The sequence below is a fragment of the Bacteroidota bacterium genome (assembly GCA_016715945.1).
Classification (GTDB): domain Bacteria; phylum Bacteroidota; class Bacteroidia; order Bacteroidales; family F082; genus JALNZU01.
On record JADJXJ010000001.1, the window covers coordinates 2,021,912 to 2,040,371 of the forward strand.

13 protein-coding genes are annotated in these 18,460 nt (G+C 51.2%); 8 read left to right on the forward strand and 5 right to left on the reverse strand.

What is annotated here, in order from left to right:
* Window positions 1-201 precede the first annotated feature (201 nt).
* Both IPM52_07765 and IPM52_07770 read right to left on the reverse strand, forming a co-directional pair.
* Window positions 202-4,473 carry an InlB B-repeat-containing protein gene (locus IPM52_07765; protein ID MBK9291507.1) on the reverse strand — a complete coding sequence of 1,424 codons (4,272 nt, stop codon included), beginning with the start codon at window positions 4,471-4,473 and terminating at the stop codon, window positions 202-204.
* Window positions 4,474-4,700: 227 nt separating this feature from the next.
* Window positions 4,701-7,280: a hypothetical protein gene (locus tag IPM52_07770; protein MBK9291508.1), complete on the reverse strand. Its 2,580-nt coding sequence runs from the start codon at window positions 7,278-7,280 to the stop codon at window positions 4,701-4,703.
* 1,091 nt (window positions 7,281-8,371) lie between these two features.
* Between IPM52_07770 and IPM52_07775 the strand changes: the two genes are divergently transcribed.
* From IPM52_07775 to rsmA, 7 genes are all read left to right on the forward strand, one after another.
* A complete protein-coding gene (locus IPM52_07775) occupies window positions 8,372-9,256 on the forward strand; it encodes a DMT family transporter (GenBank protein MBK9291509.1) in 885 nt (294 codons plus the stop codon).
* A gap of 291 nt (window positions 9,257-9,547) precedes the next feature.
* Window positions 9,548-9,859 carry a 50S ribosomal protein L21 gene (rplU, locus tag IPM52_07780; GenBank protein ID MBK9291510.1) on the forward strand — a complete coding sequence of 104 codons (312 nt, stop codon included), beginning with the start codon at window positions 9,548-9,550 and terminating at the stop codon, window positions 9,857-9,859.
* Window positions 9,860-9,881: 22 nt separating this feature from the next.
* Window positions 9,882-10,145, forward strand: coding sequence for a 50S ribosomal protein L27 (rpmA, locus tag IPM52_07785; GenBank protein MBK9291511.1), 264 nt, complete (start codon window positions 9,882-9,884; stop codon window positions 10,143-10,145).
* 111 nt (window positions 10,146-10,256) lie between these two features.
* Window positions 10,257-11,528, forward strand: a complete 1,272-nt coding sequence (gene serS / locus IPM52_07790) for a serine--tRNA ligase (protein ID MBK9291512.1) — start codon at window positions 10,257-10,259, stop codon at window positions 11,526-11,528.
* A complete protein-coding gene (locus tag IPM52_07795) occupies window positions 11,512-12,003 on the forward strand; it encodes a hypothetical protein (GenBank protein MBK9291513.1) in 492 nt (163 codons plus the stop codon). The genes serS and IPM52_07795 overlap by 17 nt, the downstream gene beginning before the upstream one ends.
* An 8-nt stretch (window positions 12,004-12,011) precedes the next feature.
* Window positions 12,012-13,868: a tetratricopeptide repeat protein gene (locus tag IPM52_07800; GenBank protein ID MBK9291514.1), complete on the forward strand. Its 1,857-nt coding sequence runs from the start codon at window positions 12,012-12,014 to the stop codon at window positions 13,866-13,868.
* A 7-nt stretch (window positions 13,869-13,875) separates the two neighbouring features.
* Entirely contained in the window at window positions 13,876-14,646 is a 771-nt protein-coding gene (gene rsmA / locus IPM52_07805) for a ribosomal RNA small subunit methyltransferase A (GenBank protein ID MBK9291515.1), read from the forward strand.
* Here rsmA and IPM52_07810 read toward each other — a convergent pair.
* From IPM52_07810 to rbfA, 3 genes are read right to left on the reverse strand one after another with little or no spacing between them, the layout of a single operon-like run.
* Window positions 14,643-15,887, reverse strand: a complete 1,245-nt coding sequence (locus IPM52_07810; GenBank protein MBK9291516.1) for an ABC transporter permease — start codon at window positions 15,885-15,887, stop codon at window positions 14,643-14,645. The two genes, rsmA and IPM52_07810, sit on opposite strands and share 4 nt — an antisense overlap.
* A gap of 12 nt (window positions 15,888-15,899) precedes the next feature.
* A complete protein-coding gene (locus tag IPM52_07815; protein ID MBK9291517.1) occupies window positions 15,900-16,724 on the reverse strand; it encodes a class I SAM-dependent methyltransferase in 825 nt (274 codons plus the stop codon).
* Window positions 16,724-17,065 (reverse strand): 30S ribosome-binding factor RbfA, encoded by a 342-nt coding sequence (gene rbfA / locus IPM52_07820; protein MBK9291518.1) that lies wholly within the window; start codon window positions 17,063-17,065, stop codon window positions 16,724-16,726. The genes IPM52_07815 and rbfA overlap by 1 nt, the downstream gene beginning before the upstream one ends.
* A 151-nt stretch (window positions 17,066-17,216) precedes the next feature.
* Between rbfA and IPM52_07825 the strand changes: the two genes are divergently transcribed.
* A complete protein-coding gene (locus IPM52_07825; protein ID MBK9291519.1) occupies window positions 17,217-18,413 on the forward strand; it encodes a phytase in 1,197 nt (398 codons plus the stop codon).
* The last annotated feature ends 47 nt before the right edge of the window (window positions 18,414-18,460 follow it).

Consider the following 18,460-nt stretch of genomic DNA (forward strand, 5'->3'; position numbering starts at 1 on the left):
TTGGGGTTGGTCATCAAATTTTGCGATGTGGGTGGGGAGTTTACCGTTTCCCTTTATGATAAAAAAGGCAAGTTGTATTGCCTCCTTATTCGACTCACACTTAACTTATTTCAGGAAAACGATTGCGCATCGCAAACGGTTTTTTTAAAAAAATGCCGTTCCGGAGGACAAAGCCTCCGGAACAGCATGGGGGGGATATTCCTATTTCACTAAAATAAGAGTTCCGTTTGAAGTATAGGTTCTGGCGTTGCCTTCTACGGTGATTCTGTAGATGTAGGCGCCATTGCCATTGAGGTCGGAAGCATTGAGCTGAACAGTGTGGGCACCGGCAGCTTTAACTTCGTTAACCAGGGTCTTGACAGCCTGACCGAGTTTGTTGTACACAACGATGCTCACCTTGCCGGCTTCGGGAAGCTCATAGCTCAGGGTAGCAACATTGCTGAACGGATTCGGGTAAGCTACAAGGCTCAGGTTCGACACTTCGCTGGTGTTGGCAGCACCACCGTTGATAGCAACAGTAGCAAGGCTTACACCTTCGATGGTCTGTGCGTTGGCATCAACCAGTTCGGTTGTGGCATCGAGTTCCATGTAACGTACATCGGCAGGAATGTTGGCAAGAACTTCAGCTACCAGTACAACCAGGTTGTCGAAGTTGCGTGCGTTGCGATCCATCCAGGCGATGCGAACGGTACCATTGGCGTTGTTCACGTTCACAACCTCAGCACCTTCTACATCAATCACCTTGATGAGCTGGTTGTTGAAGTTGATTCCGAGGTTGTAAGCGCCCAGCTCAGTAACGTTGCTCAGACGTACAGGGATACGTACGATTTCACCGACATTGGCATTGATCACGCCATTGTAGTTCAGGTTCATGGCCTTCTTGGCGCCACCTGCAGGTACATAGCTGGCGTTCACATCACCACTGGCGATGAAGTAGATATTCATTACGTTGTCGCCTGCCTGACCTACAAAGTTTCCGGTGTAGTAGAAGGCATTACCAGCAGTGCCGGCAGCGTAAGTGCCATTGGCAGCAAATACGATGGACGGAGCCTGCGGATGGGTCTTCACACCAAGTGCAGATACGGGACCAGCGGCAACCTGGAAGTTAGGTACATTGTTCGGGTACATGCTGTAGCCAGGCAGACCTACCGAGCGGTACATCATGAGCAGCGGGTCAACACTGGTGAGGGTGTTCGAACCGTTGACATCAGCAACCTTCTTAGCAAATGCGGTCTGGTTGAGTACAGTTACAGGAGCAATCCAGGGGAAGTTTTCAACAATCGGGTTGTCGGCAATCATGTAGCTGGCAATGAGTGCGTCAGCTGCAGATACACCACCCCAGTTGTTCCAACCCCAGCTGCTGCCGAGTGTAGCATCGTCTTCCCAAACACGGAGGGTATAGGTTACACCAGGCACTATACCGACGAATTCGTAGTATCCACCAAATCCGTTGTTTGTGGTGAGCGATACGGGACCGCCTACCAGCGTGGCACCGTCGTAGAGCGCTACTTTCACGTTGGCGCTGAACGGCAGACCGGATTCAAACTGGTTGAAGTAACGTACCTGACCCATGATCTTGTTGTTCACAGCGGTGAAGTTTGCAGTCAGGGTCACGTTGTTGGCAGGCATGTTGAATGTCTGGCTTGCATTGGCAGGGTTGCCGAGGGTGATACCCGATGCAGTCCATCCACTGAATACAAAGCCCGGGTTAGGCGTAGCTGTTACAGTTACGCTCTGACCTACAGTGTAGCTGGGGTTGATGGCGCTGAAGGTACCACCATTGGCCGGAACAGCATTCAGTGTTACAGTGTAAGGAATAGCATCGAAGCTGGCTTCCAGTGTAACGTTGTTTGCAGGCATGGTAAAGTTCAGCGTAGCCGATGCAGCCTGAGCAGGTGTCAGGGTAACACCGGTAGCAGTCCAACCGGCGAAAGTATAGCCAGCTGCTGGAGTAGCGGTAACAGTTACAGCATCACCAATGGTAGCTGTCTGGCTTGCAGGAGCTACACTACCACCTGTTCCGGCTGTAGCGGTTACAGTGTAAGGAATCTTGGTGAAGCTTGCATTCAGGGTAACGTTGTTGGCTGGCATGGTAAATGTCAGCGAGGCGGAAGCAGCCTGAGCAGGTGTAAGGGTTACGCCAGTTGCAGTCCATCCGGCGAATTCCCAGCCAACATTGGCTGTAGCCTCAACAGTAACAGACTGACCCACATTCTTGATCTGCGAAGCAGGTGTTACGGTACCACCAGTGCCGGCAGTAGCAGCTACAGTGTAGTCGATCGGAACGTAAACAGCGGTAAAGTTGGCATTAGCGCAGTTGATGGTATGGTTGAAGCTCAACTGAGTGATGAACAGGTTACCATCTGTCCAGTGCTGGAACTGATATCCTGGGTTCGGAGTGGTGCTGATAACAACGGTCTGGTTGTTAACGTACGGTCCGGCAGGACTTACAGAAACAGTACCGGCTGCAGGCAGGTTGATGCTGGCATTTACACTGTAATTTTTGGTTACAGGAGCAAACTTGGCGTAGATATTATAGGTAATAGCAGGAGGTGTAAGTGCAAACGGAATGAAGTTGAAGTTGGCATCCGTTACAGGGTTGTTTCCTGCATCAAGCAGAGGAGTAGTCAGACCTGGGTTGGTAAACCATCCCTGGAATACATACTCTTCATCGCAAGTTGAAGGATTAACAAAAGCAGCTACAGGAATTGGGTTGTCATTGACAGTAAACGTAGCGGTTGTTGGCATTACCGTACCCCATGCAGGATTGTTGGTGTTCACGTTGAGTGTATAAACAATCGGGATATAGTTGGCAACAGCGGTTTGCGACATTGTCATATCTACCCAGTTACCGGGCTGAACATTAGCTGACCAGTGGCTGAAGGTATAGCCAGGCTGAGTTACATTCTGAGTAACGTTAACCTGTACACCAGCTGCATACGAACCAGCACCGGTAACGGTACCGTAACCTGCCGGATTAGCAACGGTATTCAAGGTATAGATAGGATATTCTGGCAGAGCGATCTCAACGAAGATTGCATATACAAACATCGGAGGATTGCCGGGAACTGCAGGAATAGTGTAGGTGAAGGTAGGCTGATCGCTTACCTGAACACCGCGCAGAATGAGATCCGGACCTGGGTCTTGGATTTCACCAACCATCCAGTTTACAAAGCGGAAGCCTGGGTTAGGCGTAGCGCTAAGCAGGACGGTCTGACCGGCGGTAAAGGTACCGGTAGCAGGTGTGCGGGCTACAGTTCCACCATAGTTAACAATGCTGTATCCTGGATAAGGACGCAGATATGTACGGCTTACAGGAGTAAGTGTGTACTGTGTCTGTACAAAGTTTGCAGTCAGGGCAACAGGGCCTGCAGGCATGGTGAAGGTCATCGGGTTAGCAACCTGCTGACCAGGGGTGAGGGTAATACCAGTAGCAGTCCAGTTAACAAATGTCCAGCCAGGAGCTGCATTGGCCTGAATGGTCATCGGACCAGGCAGATAGTTGCCACTTGTAATGGATGTTGTACCAGCGCTGCCGGGGGTTACGTTAACGGTGAGAGGATAGGTAGGAGGTGGAGGCAGTGTGCTGTACCAGCGGGCGATAAGCTCGATAGGACCTTGCAGTGAAGGAATAGTGTAGATAGCATTTGTTGAAACCACAACACCTGTTCCGTTACCGGCACCGTCGCCAAGCTCCCAGAAATCAAATGCCCAGTTGGTAGCAGCAGTGGCGCGGAAGGTTACCGAGGAATTCCTCTGGAAGAAACCTTCTCCCTTGCGGCCAGGTCCAACATTGTTGAATACAAAGCCAAGACCACCCTGATATCCGGTTCCGGATACGAAAGCTGGTGTGCTTGTATTGGTATGACCCTGAGTGAGGTTGAGTGTGCGTGAAATTACAGTGTATTCTTTCAGATCGAATACCATCTTTAGGTCAACACCATCACAGCCAACAATGTATGTCCATTCACGACGGTCCTGGAAGGTGCCGTTAAGCTGAACATGGCCGGGGATGGTTCCAATCGGGATAGCCGTACCGCTGGCATCTTCCCATTTCCAGGGGAAGTAGTCAGGTTCGCTGTAAGTGGTAATATAGAGAGGAGTACCATAGGTGAAGTCGTGACCAGCAAGGTTGTTGATGAGTTGCTGACCGGCGCCATTCACTACAATGTTAGTGCGGGCCGGATCGCTGAACACGACAACGGTTCCTCTGGGTGCCACATTGGCAGTAGCGCTTACATGAACGTCATCCTTCAGTTTGTAAACAGCTTTCATACGCATATTGGCGTTAACCGGGAAGAATGCGGTAGGATTGGTGGTGCTGTAGTCAACCCACGATCCACCGGCATTCGGGTTCCAGATCTGCCATTTTACAAAAACATACTGGCATTGTGCACTGATAGCCTCAAGCCTTACGCTTGTGCTAAAGTCATACTGTTCCCACTTGTAGGTAATGCCCTGGAAAGGAGTCATCTCAGTGCCGAAAGCAATGGTCGGCGATGAACCGAATTCCTTGGTAATCTGAATCGATACCAGTGTTGCTGTTCTGCGGTATCGGAAGCAGCGTAGAGGGTGGGCTGGAACGGAGCAAAGATGGCCTGAATGTTCCAGGTGGTGTTGTGTGTACGAGTGGTCCAACAAGATGAAAGCTCAAAGTACCAACCTGGCCAATAAAGTTCGGATAACCAACAGCAGTATGGTTAGGAACATTCTGAACGATGGTAGCAGCTACTGAATGAGGCAGAGCGTGGTGTTCCAGCCAACAAAGTAGTAACCGGAGCAGGAGTAGCAGTAAGGGTGACTGTAGAGCCATGGTTAATGTTGTTGGCAGCACCGGCAACGGTACCATATGTATTATTTGGAGAAACAGAAGTAGTAATGTTATACTTATTGATCTCAAACTGAGCCCTGTAGCCAAGTTGCTGGGTGCAGGTAGTGGGCTTAAGGGTGTTGGCGTTGAAAATCCACGATTGGGGAGCATAGTTTACACCAAGGGTTCCGCTCGAAGTGGACATATTGCTCCAGGTAGTACCACCATCGGTAGTACGCTGCCACCTTACCCAGTGCCAACCTTCGCCGTCAATTGCAGCGATCGGATAGGTCATGGTTACGTCGGCAGTGTAGGCAGTGTTCTTGGTGAGTGTGTAGGTAGGAGGTATGCCTACAGTTACGTTATACACACCATTGAAGCTGGCTTTGTTCGGGAGCGGAACAGCCGGGAATACGGGGCTTTGAGGCCAGGGATGTACATCTACAATCAGCGGATAGGTAGCAGTGGTCTGCCAGTTCCAGCCATCTGTGCCCTGTGTATGGGCGTAGTTTACAGGTCCGTAGAGCAGGTTGAATCCTGTTACCTTGTCAATGAATCCGTAGTTAACATCCAGACCAACGTTGTTTACAATCCTGTAATAGGTATTGAACTTGAGCGGACCAGGGTTGTAAGTAAAGGTGAATTCAGTGGGGTTGCCAAGTACGTTAACCGAAACACTCCAATCAGCGGTCGGAACCGGATTCCAGGTAATACCGTCGGTCGATTCCTCCATGGTGAACTTATGCTTCGGATTGTCTGTAATCTGATTACCGTTGAGGTACTGAACGGGGTTTACAAAGGTCAGTTTGATCTGATCGCAAACGCCTTTACCGCTTCCATAAGGAGTTACTGTCGGGAGCGTAGCTGTGAGCAGCGACATTGTATTGAATACAACAGCGCGGTGGGGGTCAGCCTGGAGGGCAGCGAAAGGAACAGAAATAGCAGGATCGAATCCGCTGGGGCCTTTATCAAGTGAATAATCCACCTGACCACCACCGTTGGCAGCTGTCTTGTAGATGTTCAAGAAACGGATACGATACTGTGTGCTGTATGACAGTGTGCTTGCGGGAACAATGTTTATCTTGTTTCCAACGCGGTTAGCCGAGAAAGCAACAGGATCCCAGGTGAGGGTTCCGGTGTTCCAGATCTCGAGCTTTACAAAATCACCAAGGCCAGTGGTAGGCAGCGGATCACCATTGATATCAACTACAGTTGTATTGAATTCAATCCACAGAGGTTCATTAACAGGCACATCGTTCACCGGAGCAACGGGACGCCCTACGATACCATAAGAAGGATTGAACATGGCATAAACACCAGGAGTAATTGTACCAGTAGTGGTAAATGGCTGGGTCAGGAAATAGTTGGGGTTGCTTACGGATACACCACCAGTGATGGTAACAGTTTTACCTGTACCGACAAATGGGTCAGCAAATACTGCCGTACCGCCGGAAACCGTTACTGCGGCAGCGCCTGTGCCAGGAGGAACAATACCAGTAATGGCACCCAGAGAAGTGATTGTAGCTGCGGTTGTTTCATCATATGGTTTGCTTTGGATGACAACGCTGTTAAGGAAGATTTCCTTGGGAGTAATATCAGCTGAGAGCTCAGGACCGGAAACAGTATAATTGCCGGCATCAGCACCGCTGAGTGTGTAAGTAACAGTAACGGGTTTTACGCCTGCATTAACGTTGTTGAAGTTTGCAGCGCTTACAGCAAAATTAACGACATCGCCGCCGATTACACCAACCAACGAAGCGCTAGTGAGATCAACAGTAGCTGTTGTAGTATTGTCAAATACTTTATTGTTTGCAACAGCACCGGCAACGGTGAGTGCGGCAGGAGTAATATTTCCTGTTGTCAGAACAGGGGATTGAAGTTGATATACAGCAGCATCTGCGCCAGTGAGTGCAAGACCTGTGATGGTAATTGTTTTGCCAGTGCCGACGTTCTTGTTATCGAATGTAGCAACAGCGAGTGTATTATCGAGTGAAACAAGTGGATAAGCAGCATCAACGCCTACAAGCGATCCCCAGGAACCGATGGTGGCGGTTGTATTGCCGTCATATACCTTGTTGTTGCCAGTTACACCAGTGAGCGTAAGCACCTTAACAAAGCTTGCTGTGATGGTTGTGTTGTCAGCCAACACAAATGTAACTGGATTGGCCGTGGCGTTGGGTGTAAAGGTAGCGCCTGACCAACCTACAAACGTCCATCCCGGAGCAGGTGTAGCTGTCAGGGTGATAACGGTATTTGTACCAAAGGAACCTACAAGTGAGCCGGTAACAGGGCCCGAAACGAGGTAAGCCGGAGGTACGTTAACCGTCACGTCACCTACACCAGTGATGGTGAGATTCAGCGTCTGGGTTTGAGCTTTAGCTTCGAAGGAACCTATCAGCATCCATGCGAAGAGGAATGCCAACAAAGTCCCGGAACGCAAAAGCCGGTTAAATTCGTACTTTGTCTTCATGTGATTCGAGATTTTGTGAATAAAAATTGATTTGGATTTTTTTTGGTTTCTAAATCTTTGATTTTCGAAAGCAAACATTGAAGGGGCACCCGCTGCGGGGTCGCGACTCCTTGAATTCAAAGCTGGCTCATTCATACATTGGTCAGTTTTTTGATTTTTAGTGAAAATTGAACATATCCCAAAAGTGTCTCTAAATACCGGTTTTACGAGTTAACGTTTTTTTTGTTACAGTCAACTTATTTAGATTCATTATGCAAAACTACAAAATTCGTGGAACTTAACAGAGCCTTAAAAATAATCACGTGCAGGAACATCTGCCTTTCCACCTGAGGGCCGGCATTTTCCAAAACACTTGTCATTCTTATGTTTCCGTATAGGTCCACTTCAAATTGTGGACAAAAGTAAACGTTGTTGCAATGCAATGCAAGTTTTTTTCTCAAATTTAGGGGTAAAATATTGTTAAGTACTGCATCAGTTAAGGCTTTCAGCCGGCAGGCCAAAACAAGTCTGCCTGTTATCCCCCTGGGGTTGGCCTCGAAATCGCCCTGGCATGCTGTACGGAACTCCCTCTGCTGGCTGTTCCGCCAGGCTGACCCGATGCTGCGTTTGTTTGACTTGAAATCTACCATCAATACCCCCTAATTTTCAGCATATAAATATAAGGTGTAAGCAGCTCTGTAAATCAGCAGCTAAGGATTTTTTTTCAACCACCAGCCCAAAAATGTTGTTAGTAATGTCAGGCCTTTTCAGCTGCCTGGCCAAACCGGCTGAGATTTGCATTTCCCGCAGTGAGGTAGGTGTGCCGGACAAATACGCGATTCTCGCCGCGATACGGAGCATTCTGGAGATTGCTTTCTGGATTGTCATTTCCGGCATGATGGCTTGTATTGGTTGAGGCAGTTACCGCTTGTCATGTTTCACATCGGTGCTGCCAGGCAATAAGTATGACTATTGCGGCCAAAGGTTGCAGCGGAAGTGATTTTTAAGACTTTTTTTACACATCGGGCTGCTTTCAGAGATTAGTTAGACAGTGCATGAACAAGACAAGGGCAAAATGGTTTTACCTTTGCCCGTTAAAATTACTTTTCGGCTTGAAGAACAGATGGCTTCCCTGGTTGATTCTCGTACTGCTCGTGCTTGTCTGGGGCAGCTCGTTTATCCTCATCAAGCGGGGACTTGCATACTTTGATGCGGCCACAGTGGGCGGGCTGAGGGTTTCGCTGTCGTTTTTCTTTTTGTTGCCGCTGGCTGTCAGGCGATTGCCAAGGGTAAGCCGGACAGAGCTTGGTTGGCTGGTGCTTTCGGGCATGATCGGCAGCCTGATACCGGCCTATCTGTTTGCCTTTGCACAAACCGGTCTGGACAGCGGGACAGCAGGACTGCTCAATTCGCTTACCCCGTTGTTTACGCTCATTGTGGGTTTACTGGTATTCCAGCTCGAGGCACGTTGGTTTCAGGCTATAGGTGTAGCCATAGGACTGGTGGGCGCCATCGGCCTGATCAGCAGCAGCGGCGGCCGAAGCATGGAATTCAACCTGCCCTATGCTTCGCTTATTGTGCTTGCTACCATCCTCTATGCCTTCAATGTGAACCTGATCAAGGCCAAACTGCACAAGGTGGATTCGATCAGCATTACCTCGCTTACCTTTCTGGTTCCGGGCGTGCTGGCTACTGTTATTCTGCTCACAACCTCTCCATTGATCGAAAAACTCAGCACGGAACCTGCCGCATGGGCAGGATTCGGGTACATCGCCCTGCTTGCCTTTCTGGGTACGGCACTTGCGCTCATTGCATTCAACGTGCTCATCAAACTGACTGGGCCGGTATTTGCATCTTCGGTCACCTACCTTATTCCGGTGGTCGCACTTCTTTGGGGCATGGCCGACGGCGAATACTTTTCGGTGGTGTATTTGCTCTGGATCGGGCTGATCCTTGGAGGCGTACTGCTTGTGAACCACCGGCCCAAAAGCAGGTAGAATAAACCTTTAATTATAATATGTAAGCCGAAATCCATACCGTAACCCCCGGGAGGCTTCCTATATCCGTTAAAGTGGCCAAAAGCAGTTCATTGTTGGAAATAAATGAACAAGACACAGTCATTGCAAGGTGCTCCGTATGGTATGGCTTATGGGTTTCCGCGCATTCCAGGGGTGCTGAATGCAGGTGAAATAAATCGTGAAGAAAAATAATCGCATGATACATTGGTGAAAATGAAATAATTTGTATTTTTGCCGTCCGATTTTAAGGTAAAGAAAGGGAAACAAAAGATGTACGCAATCGTAGATATCGCAGGCCAACAGTTTAAGGTACGCGAAGGGCAGCAGCTCTTTGTGCATCGCCTCCAGGCGGAAGAAGGCAGCCAAATTACCCTGGACAAGGTGATGCTGGTGGAGCACGACGGCCAGATTGAAGTAGGGACGCCCGTAGTGGAAAATGCCAAAATTACTGCCAAAGTGCTGGGTCACCTCAAAGGCGACAAAGTGCTGGTCTTCAAAAAGAAACGCAGAAAAGGATATCAGACCCTGAACGGACATCGTCAGTCGTTCAGCAAGGTTCAGATTGAAAGCATCAGCCTGTAAAACGTCAAAAAACTAATCAGCCATGGCACATAAAAAAGGAGTTGGTAGTACGCAGAACGGACGCGAGTCGCACAGCAAACGACTTGGCGTAAAGATATTTGGCGGCCAGTTTGCCAAAGCAGGTAACATCATCGTGCGTCAGCGCGGCACACAGCATCATCCCGGCGATAACGTGGGAATGGGTAAAGACCACACCCTGTTTGCCCTCACCGACGGGTTGGTGGTGTTCAGAAAACGTCATGACGACAAATCCTACGTATCGGTAGAACCTATTCAGAAAGACTAAAGTAGCTTTGTTCATACATGTTAACCCGCATGAAGCAACTTCATGCGGGTTTTCCGTTTTATGCGGCGAAGCCCATAGCGCAGGAAACCTTATTTTTGCTAAAAAATTCGCATGCTTACTATACCCTACCTTCGAAACAATCGTGAAGAAGCCATAGAACGTCTGGCAATCAAGAACTTCCAACAGCTAACGCTCATCGACGAGATATTGCAGCTTGACGACGAACGCCGCCAGACCCAATACGAGAACGACCAGATACTTGCCGAAACCAATAGCCTGGCCAAAGAAATCGGCAACCTGATGAAAAGTGGCCGCAAGGAAGAAGCCGAAGCGCTGAAGGCACGCAACACCCAACTCAAGGAAAGAAGCAAAGAGCTGGACAACCGGCTTGATCAGCTCCGTCAGCAGATACAGGCCAAACTGGTCGAAATCCCCAATACCCCGCACCTGAGTGTGCCAAAAGGACGCAGCGCTGCCGACAACCTGATTGTGCATCAGGAAGGCGCAATGCCTGAACTCCCGGCCGATGCCAGGCCGCACTGGGACCTGATTTCCAAATACGATATCATTGATTTTGAACTTGGTAACAAGGTAACAGGCGCCGGCTTCCCCTTTTATAAAGGCAAAGGCGCCAGGCTGCAACGTGCCCTGATCAATTTCTTCCTCGACCGTGCCAACGAAGCCGGCTACCATGAGGTGCAGCCTCCCCTGCTGGTCAACGAAGCTTCGGCTTATGGCACAGGACAGCTTCCTGACAAGGAAGGACAGATGTATGCCGTGCCCCTCGACGGGATGTACCTGATACCCACCGCAGAGGTACCCGTTACCAATATCTATCGCGATGTGATTGTACAGGAAAGCGAGCTGCCATTGAAAAACGTGGCTTATTCCAACTGTTTCAGGCGCGAAGCCGGATCGTGGGGCAAGCATGTGCGCGGATTGAACCGCCTGCACCAGTTCGATAAGGTTGAGATTGTGCAGATTGCGCATCCTGAGCGCTCGTACGAAGCCCTGGAAGAAATGCGCGAACATGTGGCAGGTTTGCTGCGCAGCCTGGAACTGCCGTTCCGCATTGTGAAGCTTTGCGGTGGCGATATGAGCTTTGCCTCGGCGCTCACCTACGATTTCGAGGTGTGGAGTGCAGCCCAGCAGATGTGGCTCGAGGTGAGCTCGGTGTCGAACTTCGAAAGTTTTCAGGCCAACCGCATGAAACTCCGCATCAAGGAAAAGAACGGCAACATTCAGCTTGCCCATACGTTAAACGGAAGTGCACTGGCCTTGCCCCGCATTGTGGCAGCCATGCTCGAAAATAATCAGAAAGCCGATGGCATACACATCCCCAAAGCTTTGCAGCCTTACACCGGTTTTGCACTTATTGATTAGCCTGCTGCTGTTGGCCGCATGCCAGCGAAAACAGGCCGACAAGCCCCCAGTGGCTTTCGAAGAAGCTGAGGCAGAAGCCAGTCGCCTGCTTGGGCAGCTCGGTGCATTGTCGCACGACGACATAGCACAGCTCGAAGTGAGGGCCGGACGGCTGTTGCTCGACCAGGGCGTGCAGGAGAATCAGGTGGCCAGCGAAACCCTGCACACGGCATTGGATTTCTTATCCACCGTGGGTGAGGAAACCGACAGCCTGCAAGCCCAGGTGAACGAATCGCTTGGCAAGATACGTCAGCTCAAACAAGCCTGGCTCGACAAAAAGGATGAGCGGCCTCTGACGATGGAACGTTTCTTTATGGAAAAAGAACGGCTCGACCGCCTTATGATGCAGGCCGATTATCTGGTCAACCGCTGGAATGTGCAACTGCTCAACATCGAAAACTTTGAGCAGGCTTTTCCGCAACACATGAACGACTGAAGACGGAAATGAACCTGCGTACACCTATTATATATATGGTATTGCTGACGGCTCTTTTTTTGCCGTTAGCAGCTGAAGCGCAGGTACGCATCTCGCCTGCCCCACAGGATCAGCGCCTTGCCGACGAGAACCTGGCCTGGGAGTTTTACCGCAACCAGGACTGGGCCAATGCCAAAGTGCTTTTCCTCAAGCTGTTCGAGCAGACCAGGTCGCAGCATTATTTCAATCAATACCTGAACTGCCTGATTCAGCTGGCGCAATACGACGAAGCCGAAAGGGCTATCAGGCAGCAGATGCGACAAAGCCGCGATGTGCAGCTTCAGGTGGACATGGGCTATATTGCCATGATGCGGGGCGACCGCAAACGTGCCCAGGAGACTTTCGACAAATTGATCCGGGAGATGCCGGCAGACCGGAATGCGGTTTATAGCCTTACCAATGCCTTCAGAGTCAGAGGTTTGAACGACCAGGCCCTGCAGGCCTACGAGCGGGCAGCAAACATGCCTAACCTGAACGAGCAGTTTTTAATTGAAAGGGCATCGCTTTATTACCTCAACGGCAACTTTGCTGCATCCACAGGCATGTATCTCGATTACTTGGATCGCTTTCCGGAGCAGTCGGAGATCATCAAACGCAACCTGCAGAACATGCTGTTTATGGACATTGACAACAGTATGGCCGAGCTGATACGCAACGAGCTGTTGCTCAGGGTACAGCGGCCTGGCGCCAAGGCCGTATTCAACGAGATGCTGGTTTGGTTTTCGTTGCAGCAGCGCGAATTCGACATCGCCATGGTGCAGGCCATAGCGCTCGACCGCCGTTTTGGCGACAGGGAATCCCTTGTGCTTGAGCTGGCAACCATCAGCCTGGGCAACGAGGCCTACGAAACTGCCCTTCAGGGATACAACTACATTACCGGAAAAGGACCAAGAGGCGTATATTATCTGAACGGACTTGAAGGGAGCATCCGCAGCCGCTACATGATTGCCGAGCAGCAAGGGACGCAGGATAAAGCTGTATATCAGTCGATTGTGGCCGATGCCGACAAGATGCTTGCCCAATCGGGCTTTAATCGCGAGACACTGCAGCTGGCCATCATCAGGGCAAAGGCTTTGGCCTATCATATGGGAAGGGCAGACCAGGCCGCCGAATCGCTCGAAAACCTCAAACAACTGGTGCTCAGGCCCGAAGAAACTGCCTCGATCAAGCTGGAGCTGGCCGATATCTATCTGTTCAGCGAGGAAGTGTGGGAAGCTACCCTGCTTTACAGTCAGGTGGAGAAAGCCATGCGCAATGAGCCTATTGCCCACGAAGCCCGGTTCAGGAATGCCCGGCTGCGGTATTATATTGGCGAATTCGAATGGGCACTTACCCAGCTTGACATCCTGAAGGCTGCCACCTCTAAACTTATTGCCAACGACGCCATGGAGCTTTCGCTGCTGATACGCGAAAACCTGGAAGAAGACAGCACCGGCGCCCAGCTTCGCGCCCTGGCCCGGGCCGATTTCCTGATCTACCGCAAGCAGCGCCGGCAAGCGCTCACAGTGATGGACTCCCTTCTTGCCTCACGGCCAAATCCGGTTTTGCTACCCCAGCTAATGCTGCGCAAAGCATCCTTGCTTGCCGACGAAGGGATGCAGCAGGAAGCCCTGGCGCTGTATAAAAGAATTGTCACCGATTTCCCGGATCACTATCTTGCCGACGATGCCCTGTTCAGGAGTGCAATGCTGACCGAGCAATTGCCGGATGGGACACAGGAAGCAAGAAAACTGTACGAAACCCTGTTCAACAACTACCCTGCCAGTGTATTTGCCTCCCAGGCCCGCATGCGCTACCGCCTGCTCCGTGGCGACGGTATCTCGTAAACAGCTCATGGTCAGACCAAAAAAACATCTCGGACAACATTTTCTGCACGATCGGAGCATTGCAGAACGCATAGCCGCCCTGGTGCCCGACGAGGCCGGATGTGTATTGGAAATCGGTCCGGGAACAGGGGTGCTCACCCGACACTTGTTGCCCCGCTTTGGCCAAAAGCTTCATCTGGTGGAAATTGACGGAGAGTCGGTGGCTTACCTGAGGGAGCATTTTGAACTGTCGGCCACTCAGCTTTTACACCAGGATTTCCTCAAACTCGACCTGCGACAGTTTCAGTCGGAAAAAATGGTGATCGCCGGCAATTTCCCATACAACATCAGCAGTCAGATTTTTTTTCACATCCTCGATGCCTACGAGCAGGTGGAAGAAGTGGTCTGCATGATACAACTCGAAGTGGCACAGCGCATTGCAGCTCCGGCCGGAAGCCGCACCTATGGCATCCTCAGTGTGCTGTTGCAGGCATGGTACGACATTGGGCTGAAGTTTGAGGTAGGACCCGGGGCATTTATTCCCCCGCCCAAGGTAAGGTCGGCTGTGGTTCATCTCAAACGCAACCATAGCAAAAACCTGGGTTGTGACGAAGACAGTTTTCGCCGGCTGGTGAAACAGGCTTTCAATCAGCGGCGGAAAACCCTGAGGAATGCGCTTGGGGGACTGGTGCCACGCGAAGCATCCCATCCTTTGCTGGAGAAACGCGCCGAACAACTTGAAGTACAGGATTTTGCAGAGCTCACCGCCTGGGCCGACAGCCTCAGGACGAAGGGCTAATTCTTCAGGTCGGCAGCCCTGAGGTTACCATTTCGCAAGCCGAACCAAACGGCATAAGCTGAAGCAAGCATACCGATCGCAGCAACGGTTATCAACACCGAAATCACATCGCCCAGCCTGAGCTCGACGGGGTAGGCATCGATCACGAATGCACCCTGCCCCCCACCAAGTTTAAGCAGCCCGAACCATTGCTGCAATAAAACCACCAATATACCGGAAACAAGACCGGCAACCGCCCCCACCAGCGAGATATAGATACCTTCGAGCACAAACAGGCGCCTGAGCATGTAGAGCGGCAGGCCCAGGAACCTGAGCACTCCGCTGTCCTTTTGTTTGTCCACAATAATCATGGTGAGCGAGCCAACGATGTTGAAGGAGGCCATGAAGAGTATAAAGGTGAGGATGATAAAGATGGCCCATTTTTCGGTACGCATGATGCGGTAGAGGGTTTCCTGTTGTTCGAAGCGGTCGCGGACGACCAGGCCGTTGCCGAGCTGGTTTCGGATGGCTGCACGCACACGTGCCGGTTTGGCGCCTTGCCGGACAAATACCTCAACCGCGCTGGCTTCGTGCGTGTATTCAAGCAGCCGGGCAGCCCAGTCGAAGGGCACAAACATGTACCTGCTGTCGAAATCCTGTTGCGAAGCAAAGACATCGGCCACCATGACGGCCTGGCTGCTGAAACCCTGATCGGGCGAAAAGCGGGACGGATCGCCTCGCCTGGGCACATAAACCATCAAAGGAGGGGCAGACTCGTCGGGATTCAGGCCCAGGTACCATGCCACGCCGGTGCCGGCAATGGCAAAAGGTAAGCCATTGGCTTCGAGCACAAAGCGTCCGTGACGGGTGATGCTGTCGAAACGTCCCGACAGCTGGTAGAACGACTCCACACCTTTGATGCGGCCCAGATGTTGTTTCGGACCGTTTACAAACAAGGCATCCTCCTCGAGCACGCGCGACACGCCTTCGACACCTTCAATCTTCAGGAGGGTTTGCAGCATGGCGCTGTCGGCCTGCATCACCTTGCCCTGTTCGGGACGGATGACCAGATCGGGCGAAACTGCGTTGATCATGCCGGTTATCACCTTGTCGAAACCGTTGAAAACCGACAAAACCACTATCAGCGCGAAGGTGCCGACGGCCACACCCAGGGCCGAGATGATGGTGATAATATTGATGAGGTTGTGGCTTTTGCGTGCCAGCAGATAGCGTCGGGCAATGGAGGCTATGAGGCTCATCATGGCTGCATGCCTTTAGTGTTTTACGGCACGGGCAATCAGGCCGGTGCCTGTGGCGTGACTCAGGCGCACATCGGCAGCATTCAACACCAGGCAGAGGGGGAAAACAAACAGATAGTAAAATGGCAGGATGACAAAAAATAACCTGGATGCATTGAGCATGATGATGGGATACTTCATGCTCAGCTTCCATGCCAGCCGTCCCGGCCTGCCATATTGATAGCGGATATGTATCTCCCGGAATCCGGCTTCGGCGAGTTTGCTGCGCAGTTCTTCCATGCCGTAACCGTCGCGCACATGCTCGTCGATAAAACCTTTGGCGCCCTGCTCATGCGGATGCTTGTCGTGCACATCCGATCCTCCCTGGTCGGACGGCGTGGAGATAAGCAAGGTGCCGCCATTTTGCAAGGCTTTGTGGAAGTGGCTGAATACCAGCCGGTCGTGCTCGATATGTTCCATCACATCCACACACAGGATGAAATGAAAACGGTTTTGGAAGTTGATCTGCGTGAGGTCGGCAGTTTGAAAGCGGACGTTTGTTGCGCCCAGCCGGCCAAAAAAGTTGTTGCAGTCGTTCACCTGCTCCTCTTTCAGGTCAAGTCCGAGGATGGACCAGCCCGGTCTGAGGCGGTGCAAATAGTGCGTGTGCTGACCGAAGCCGGAGCCGGCGTCGAGCACTTCGGCATCCGTGGGATATTGCGGGGCAATGGAATGCAGCTCTCGGTGGATGTGCCATGCGCGCAGCAGCAAGAGGTCGAGCAGGCGATAGAAAAAAATGCGAAGCCAGGCCGAACGGTTGAAAAAGTTGCCCAAACTGCGCTTGATGGGGTCGTATTGCATCAGCCGTTTTTTAACAGATTGTCGATGCGCTCGATGTAGTCGAGCGAGTCGTCTTCGCGGAACTGCAGCTCAGGGATAAGGCGAAGCTGATGGCGCAGCTTGCTGCCAAGGAATCCGCGTATCTCGCGGCTGCGCTGGTTAAACTCCTGCACTTTTGCTTTTTTGTCCTGCACACCGAAGATGCTCAGGTAAATTCTGGCCAGCGAAAGGTCGGGGGTGACGTGTACCTTGGTCACAGTGATCATACAACCATGGACCAGATCGGCCAGTTCGCGCAGCAGAAGCTCCGACAAGTCTTTCTGTATCAGACGCGCAATTCGCTGTTGACGTTTTGTTTCCATAGGGCAAAGATAATCAATGCATCCTAAAAAATTGACTTGAGGGAGGAAGGTGAAGCCCAGGCGAAAATTAAACATTTGTTAAAAGCAGAGGGATACAATCCTGTCAAAAGGGCTTTATTTTTGTGCGTCATTAAATCGTTATCCGATTCCATTGATGGACAAGTTCGGGCTACTAAAACCCTTTTATTTTCGTTCGTTTAGGTCAGGAAGGTTTGCAGTTTTTGCGATATATGCTGCTGTTTCCCTGTTTGTTGTTGCCTGCGGATATCTGCCGGGCACCAAGGGAACCCATTCCAGTGATGATTGCGTGGAAGTTGAAGCGAGGATAGAGACCGAACCTGTATCCATGCCCGGGGATGTGCTGGATGATCCGGCAGTATGGGTGCACCCATACGACAGGTCAAAATCGCAGATTCTGGTTACCAATAAAAAAGGCGGATTGCACATTTACAATCTTGAAGGCACTGAAATTCAGTTTATCCCGGCAGGAAGGCTGAACAATGTGGATGTGCGTTACAATTTTCCCTTTGCAGCCGGTCCGAGGGATATTGCCGTGGCCAGCAACCGCTCGTTCAATGCACTGAGTATTTTTGCCGTGGATCCGCTCACAGGGGTGTGGAAGGAAGTGACTGCACGCCTCATCAGTTCAAAGCTGGAAGAGGTGTATGGCTTGTGCCTGTACAGGAGCATGAAAAGCGGAAATTTTTACGCCATTGTGAACAGCAAACAGGGCGAGGTGGAGCAGTGGGAGCTGTTTTGCAGCAACGACAGCCTGGTGGATGCGAGGCTGGTGCGGCAGTTCAGGCTCAACGGGCAGGTGGAAGGTTGCGTTGCCGACGATGAGACCGGTTATTTGTACATTGCGGAGGAGCGCTATGGCATCTGGAAATTTTATGCCGACCCGGTGGCTCCCGACCGGAGGCTGGTGGCCGATACCAACATTGTGCTGAAGCCACAAATTGAGGGAATTGCCCTGTATAAAAGCGCCAAAGGGAAAGGATATCTTATTGTAGCACAGCAACATAAAAACAGCTTTGCTGTGTTTGAGCGCCAGGGAATTAACAAATTTGTCGGATGCTTCCGTGTGACCGACGGCACCTTTACCGACGGGGTAATACACACCGACGGTATTGAGCTTGTGGAATTGCCGCTGGGAAAAAACTTTCCCGCAGGGATGTTCGTGGCTCACGACGGGCAGAACACCGGCGACAGCCTCCGGACAGGACAGAATGTAAAACTGATCAACTGGGCTGCAATCGCCGACAGGTTTAATCCTCCGCTGATCATCGACTCCACATTCAACTACAGGGCATTGGCCTATCCTATTGCCACCTCAGCTGGCAAGTAAGCACATTTTCCCAAAAACCCCGGGCACAGCGTGCCCAATTTGTGCAT